Consider the following 5,656-nt stretch of genomic DNA (forward strand, 5'->3'; position numbering starts at 1 on the left):
GGGTCCCCCGGCAGATCCCCGGAACACACAACCTGCCACGACGCCTTCCATAAATCCTTCTTGCAAATCACGCCGCTCGGTGTGGAGAAAGACAGGCTACGCGCCCGCAGCGCATCGTCACTCGACGGTGACCGACTTGGCCAGGTTGCGCGGCTTGTCGACGTCGTAGCCGCGGGCCTGCGCCACCGAGGCCGCGAACACCTGCATCGGAATGGTCGATAGCAGCGGCTGCAAAAGCGTTGACACCGCGGGGATCTCGAACAAATAGTCTGCGTAAGGGCGAACCGTGTCGTCGCCCTCCTCGGCGATCACGATGGTGATGGCGCCACGGGTCTGGATCTCGCGGATGTTGGACAGCAGCTTGCCGTGCAGCACGGCCGAGCTTTTCGGCGAGGGCATCACCACAATCACCGGCAGGTCGTCTTCGATCAGCGCGATCGGACCGTGCTTGAGCTCGCCGGCGGCAAAGCCCTCGGCGTGCATGTAGGCCAGCTCCTTGAGCTTCAGCGCGCCTTCGAGCGCCACCGGGTAGCCGACGTGGCGGCCGAGGAACAGGATCGTCGACGCCTGGGCGAACCGATGAGCCAGTGCGGCAACGGGTTGGATGTCTGCGATCACGCGGGCAACCAGGTCCGGCATCGCTTCCAAGTCCCGGTATTCGCGCTCGACCTCATCGGGGTACTTGGTGCCGCGCGCCTGCGCCAGCGCGAGCCCGACCAAATAGTTGGCGGCGACCTGCGCCAGGAACGTCTTGGTCGACGCGACCCCGATCTCGGGGCCGGCGCGGGTGTAGAGCACCGCGTCGCATTCGCGCGGAATCTGCGAGCCGTTGGTGTTGCAGACCGCCAACACCTTGGCCTTCTGCTCCTTGGCGTGCCGGACAGCTTCCAAGGTGTCGGCGGTCTCCCCCGACTGGGAGATCGCGATGACCAGCGTGCTGCGGTCCAACACCGGGTCGCGGTAACGGAATTCGCTGGCCAACTCGACCTCCACCGGCAGCCGCGTCCAGTGCTCGATCGCGTATTTGGCGAGCAGCCCCGAGTGGTAGGCGGTGCCGCAGGCGACGATGAAGACCTTGTCGATCTCGCGGAGTTCCTGATCGCTCAGACGTTGCTCGTCGAGCACGATGCGTCCGTCGACGAAGTGACCGAGCAGCGTGTCGGCCACCGCGGTGGGCTGCTCGGCGATCTCCTTGAGCATGAAGTACTCATAGCCGCCTTTTTCGGCGGCCTCGACGTCCCAGTCGATATGGAACGTCCGAGCCGTGCCGGTCAAATCGTTGCCGTCGAAGTCGGTGATCCGATAGCTGTCGGCGGTGATCGCGACGGCCTGGTCCTGGCCGAGCTCGACGGCCTCGCGGGTGTGGCCGATGAACGCGGCGACGTCGGAGCCGACGAACATCTCCCCCTTGCCGATACCGACGACCAACGGTGTCGAGCGGCGCGCGGCAACGATCGTGCCCGGTTCGTCGGCGCAGGCGAACACCAAGGTGAAGTGGCCCTCGAGGCGGCGCAGCACGGCCAGCACCGACGCGGTGAAATCGCCCGCGGTTGCGCCGTGCTGATAATTCCTGGCGACGAGGTGCACGGCCACCTCGGTATCGGTGTCGCTAGCGAACTCGACACCGGCGTTTTCGAGTTCCCGACGCAGCGGGGCGTAGTTTTCGATGATCCCGTTGTGGACGACGGCAACCTTGCCTGCGGCGTCGCGGTGCGGATGAGCATTGCGATCAGTGGGACGGCCGTGCGTCGCCCAGCGGGTGTGCCCCACGCCGGTGGAACCGTGCAGCGACTCCGGGTCGGTCTCGGCCAGCGCGCTTTCCAGGTTGGCCAGCCGACCGGCCCGGCGCCGAACGGTCAGCTCACCGGCCCCGTCGACCAGCGCGATACCGGCCGAGTCGTAGCCGCGGTATTCCATCCGGCGTAACGCGTCGACGACCACGTCTAGGGCGGGTTGGTGCCCGACGTAGCCGACGATTCCGCACATAGCCCGCCAGGATAGTGGATGCCAGCGGTCACAAACCCCTTAGACAGCAGCGCAGCCGCCCGAATGAGACGGCTGCACGCATCTGACCTGTGTCAGGATGGAAAACTGTTGACCGGCTTACCGGCCCTGGTTGTTCCAACCGTTCCCACCTTGGTTGTTGTTCCAACCCGGGCCGCCGCCGTTGTTCGGGCCACCGTTGTTAGGGCCACCGTCGTCGTGCCAACCGCCCTGACCGTGCCAGTGATCTTGGTCGTGGGGATCCCCGTCGAAGTAGTTGTCGTCGTGACAGCGGTTTTGATCCCAGTTGTTACCCCAGCCTGGATCCCAGGACTGCCCGGGACACCAGTGATAGTCGGGAACCGGGGCCATGGGCATGGCCTCAGCGACGCTCGCGGCGCCGACGCCAGCGAGTCCCAGACCCGAGGCGATTGCGGCTGCAGCAGCGATTTGACCGATGTTTTTCACTGGTTATTCATACCACCCGAACGGCCCTAGCTACAGTGTTAGCTCACTTAATTTCTTATGAGTTGCTGTGACTAAGCTTGGAAGTGAACACGTTCCAACACCGCGGGCAATCGTCGTTGGCGTCGACGTGAAACAGCTGCCCGTGGTGAGTCGGCGCGCCCAGCGACGACCTGCTGGAGCCGACTGACGTGCGCTACCGTCATCGAGTGGCAAAGACCAGCAAGCTGATCGGCCCCCTGAGCCGACCCGGCCCGCACAAAGTCTTGCGCGGCGATTTGGCCTTCGCCGGCTTACCCGGCGTCGTCTACACCCCCGAGGCGGGTCTGCACCTACCCGCAGTGGCGCTCGGCCACGACTGGCTGACCCGCGTCGCGCGGTACGCCGGTTTGCTCGATCACCTGGCGTCGTGGGGCATCGTCGCGGTGGCCCCCGACACCGAACGCGGGCTGGCGCCCTCGGTGCTGAACCTCGCCTTCGATCTTGGGACCGCGCTGGACATTGCCAGCGGAGTGCGATTGGGCCCAGGCAAGATCAGCGTTGATCCCGACAAGGTCGGCATCGTCGGCCACGGCTTCGGAGCCTCCGCCGCCGTGTTCGCCGCCGCCGGGATGCAGGCCAAGCCACACGCGGTGGCCGCGATATTTCCGGCTGTGACCACACCGTCGGCCGAGCAGCCGGCCTCGACACTGCGGGTGCCCGGTGTGGTGTTCAGCGCGCCGGGTTCGGCAAAGGCGCTGCGCTCCAATGCGGTCGAGCTCTGGCAGTCCTGGGACAGCGCGACGCTGCGAATCGTCAACAAGGCCAAGGCCGACGGGTTGGCCGAGGGGCGAAGGCTGACGGCGGCGTTCGGGCTGGGCGGTTCGGATCGCAGAACGCAGAAGGCAATTCGCGCGCTACTCACCGGCTACCTGCTCTACACGCTCAACGGCGACAACGCCTACCGCGACTTCGCCGACCCAGACGTGCAGCTACCCAAGACGCTGCCCGTCGGCGACGAAACCGCCGCCCTGACGCCCGAAGAGAAGTTCGTCGCGTTGATCAAGGGCTGACCCGGCTCACTGCCCGGCCTGCGGCAGTTGATCCTCGGCGATCTCGCACGGTGTCGATCCGTCAGCCGTCGGTGGCGGCTGATCCTCGGGGGGCGGCGCATCGGGGGGCGTGTCGCCAGGTTGCGCAGCCGGCTCCGCGACGGCCTCGGTTGCCGGCGAAGGACTTTCGACCGCAGATGCGTCAGGTATGACGTCCTCGTCGCGGGTGCCCGGTTCGGGTTCATCCGCGACCGCGTCACGGTTGTCGGAGTCATCGCGGGCCGGGTCGTCATCGTCATCGTCATCGTCATCGTCATCGATCGGGTCGTTGTCGGCGCTGCCGCCCAACCCGCCGGCCAGCGAACCGAGCAACCCGCCGATGCTGTCCACGATGCTGCCGATCACGCCGCCGATTCCACCGGCCACGCCGCCGAGACCACCTGCGCCTGAGGGTAACCCGGCCGCCTCGCCAGGCGGGGTCGGCGGATCCGGCGGCACAGCTTCGGCATCGTCCGGCGGAAGTTGCTGCGGCGATTCGGGAACCGGCAACGCCGCAGCGGGCATGGTCGGCGGTGGGCTGCTGGGCGGTGATGTCACCGGCGGCACGACCGGACCGTCCGCCGGCTGCCGAAGCGGGCCCAGATCACCCGGGATGTCGAACCGCACGTCGCGCGTCGAGGCCAACGCGTGGATGGCCGTATCGTAGGCCGCCGCTACGGATGCGTTGGCTGCGCTCATGGCCGCGAGCCAGTCATTGCGAATATCGTTGTCCACAAACGGCATGACCTGCCGATGAACGATGACTTCGGCCCTCGATCGATCACCGGCAATCACCGCCTGCCCGGCCGCCAGCCAGTCCGGGCGCTGCACCGCGCTGCGTTCGTCGATCGCGACGGTGGTGGCGACCTTGCCGTCGACCGCCCGCCAGACGGCCTCAAGAAGTGCGTCGCACTGCGCCGCAGCGTCCCGAACATGTGCCGCCACCTCCTCCGCGGCATCGCAGTGCCGTTGCAGGAACCGCGCGGCCGACCCGGCACCAGAACCTCGCCACGCCGCCGCGAGGTCGCTGACCTGTGTGCGCTGCACCCACAGCGCCTCGTCGATCACGGTGACCGCGGACCGAAGCTCGGCGACGTCACTCTGGAGCACCCGCAGGTCAAGCCCCGCTTCGGTGTCGTACCAATCGGCCACCTGCGACGCGTGCGCGGTGAGGTCGGGCTGCTGATAACCGAGCGTCTGACAAGCCTGCACATAGGTCTGAAGGTGATCCATGGCGGCGTTGCCCTCGGCCGCCCGGGCCGCCAGGTCGTATTTATCAGCCACCTTTGCCGCTCTCCCCCGCAAGCGGGTGAGGGTACCCCCAGCCGCACCGCGGCGAGGGGGCGTGCCCCCACCTCATCGCTGCGCTCTGCATCGTCGAAGACACGCCGCCATCAGCCGATCCGCGCGGCGGCGAACTGGTCGGCGTCGGCGTATCGATCGGCGCCGGCCCGCAGCGTCGCGGCAACTTCCATGCCGGCCCGCGCCCACTGCGCAACTTCGCCGCTGAGCCGATGCAGCGCGAACCCCAGCGCGTCGCCTTGGCCGATGTAGGCCCGCCCTGCGGTGGTCCCGTCGAAAGCCAGTCGGGCCAAATGGGCGCGCACCGCGCCGTCGATGAGATGTGCCGCGTCGTCAAATCGGTTCGCGACGGCATGCACAGCTGCAGCGTCGACGAATGCTTCTCGTTGTCCCATAACAGATTCGACGCAACGAGACGTCAGACGGTTCCACCGAGGGCGACGATGCGGGCCGCAAGCGTCCCGAGGAGGAGCCGAGCAGATTCGGAAGCTAGCGGGTGCCTCGCACCGTGTCGGCGACGTGGGCGGCCAGCCGGTGCGCGACGTGCTCGTTGTCGGCTTCCACCATCACCCGGATCATCTGTTCGGTTCCCGAGGGCCGCAACAGGATTCGGCCGGTATCGCCGAGTTCGTCCTCGACCTGCTGCACGGCGGACTGCACTGACGGCGCGGCGGCAGCCGCGGCTTTGTCGGCGACGTCCACGTTGATCAGGACCTGCGGCAGGGTATGCATCGCCGAGGCCAGCCCGGCCAGCGACGTGCCGGTCTGCGCCATCCGCGACATCAGCCGCAGGCCGGTCAGGATGCCATCGCCGGTGGTCGACAAGGCGGGCAGCA

5 protein-coding genes and 1 pseudogene are annotated in these 5,656 nt (G+C 67.3%); 1 reads left to right on the plus strand and 5 read right to left on the minus strand.

What is annotated here, in order from left to right; all coding sequences use genetic code 11:
• Positions 1–117 precede the first annotated feature (117 nt).
• Together glmS and AC2VOU_RS06155 are read right to left on the minus strand one after the other, a co-directional pair.
• Positions 118–1,986, minus strand: coding sequence for a glutamine--fructose-6-phosphate transaminase (isomerizing) (gene glmS, locus AC2VOU_RS06150; protein ID WP_486956573.1), 1,869 nt, complete (start codon positions 1,984–1,986; stop codon positions 118–120).
• Positions 1,987–2,103: 117 nt separating this feature from the next.
• Positions 2,104–2,451, minus strand: coding sequence for an Mtp family mycobacterial-type pilin (locus tag AC2VOU_RS06155; RefSeq protein ID WP_486956574.1), 348 nt, complete (start codon positions 2,449–2,451; stop codon positions 2,104–2,106).
• A gap of 206 nt (positions 2,452–2,657) precedes the next feature.
• On the opposite strand from AC2VOU_RS06155, the gene AC2VOU_RS06160 reads away from it, so the two are divergent.
• A complete protein-coding gene (locus AC2VOU_RS06160) occupies positions 2,658–3,500 on the plus strand; it encodes a dienelactone hydrolase family protein (RefSeq protein WP_486956575.1) in 843 nt (280 codons plus the stop codon).
• 6 nt (positions 3,501–3,506) lie between these two features.
• Here AC2VOU_RS06160 and AC2VOU_RS06165 read toward each other — a convergent pair whose 3' ends face one another.
• From AC2VOU_RS06165 to AC2VOU_RS06175, 3 genes and pseudogenes are all read right to left on the minus strand, one after another.
• Positions 3,507–4,802: a hypothetical protein gene (locus AC2VOU_RS06165; RefSeq protein WP_486956576.1), complete on the minus strand. Its 1,296-nt coding sequence runs from the start codon at positions 4,800–4,802 to the stop codon at positions 3,507–3,509.
• A 110-nt stretch (positions 4,803–4,912) separates the two neighbouring features.
• Complete coding sequence (locus tag AC2VOU_RS06170; RefSeq protein ID WP_486956577.1) at positions 4,913–5,215, minus strand: type VII secretion target; 303 nt, start codon at positions 5,213–5,215, stop codon at positions 4,913–4,915.
• 94 nt (positions 5,216–5,309) lie between these two features.
• A pseudogene (locus AC2VOU_RS06175) lies at positions 5,310–5,656 on the minus strand (phosphoglucosamine mutase); the annotation flags it as partial.

The sequence above is a fragment of the Mycobacterium sp. TH-M25 genome, from assembly GCF_057473665.1.

What these genes read in the sequence shown, in the direction of transcription:
- AC2VOU_RS06170 (WP_486956577.1), bottom strand. Translation starts at nt 5,215, where the DNA reads ATGGGACAACGAGAAGCATTCGTCGACGCTGCAGCTGTGCATGCCGTC.
- glmS (WP_486956573.1), bottom strand. Translation starts at nt 1,986, where the DNA reads ATGTGCGGAATCGTCGGCTACGTCGGGCACCAACCCGCCCTAGACGTG.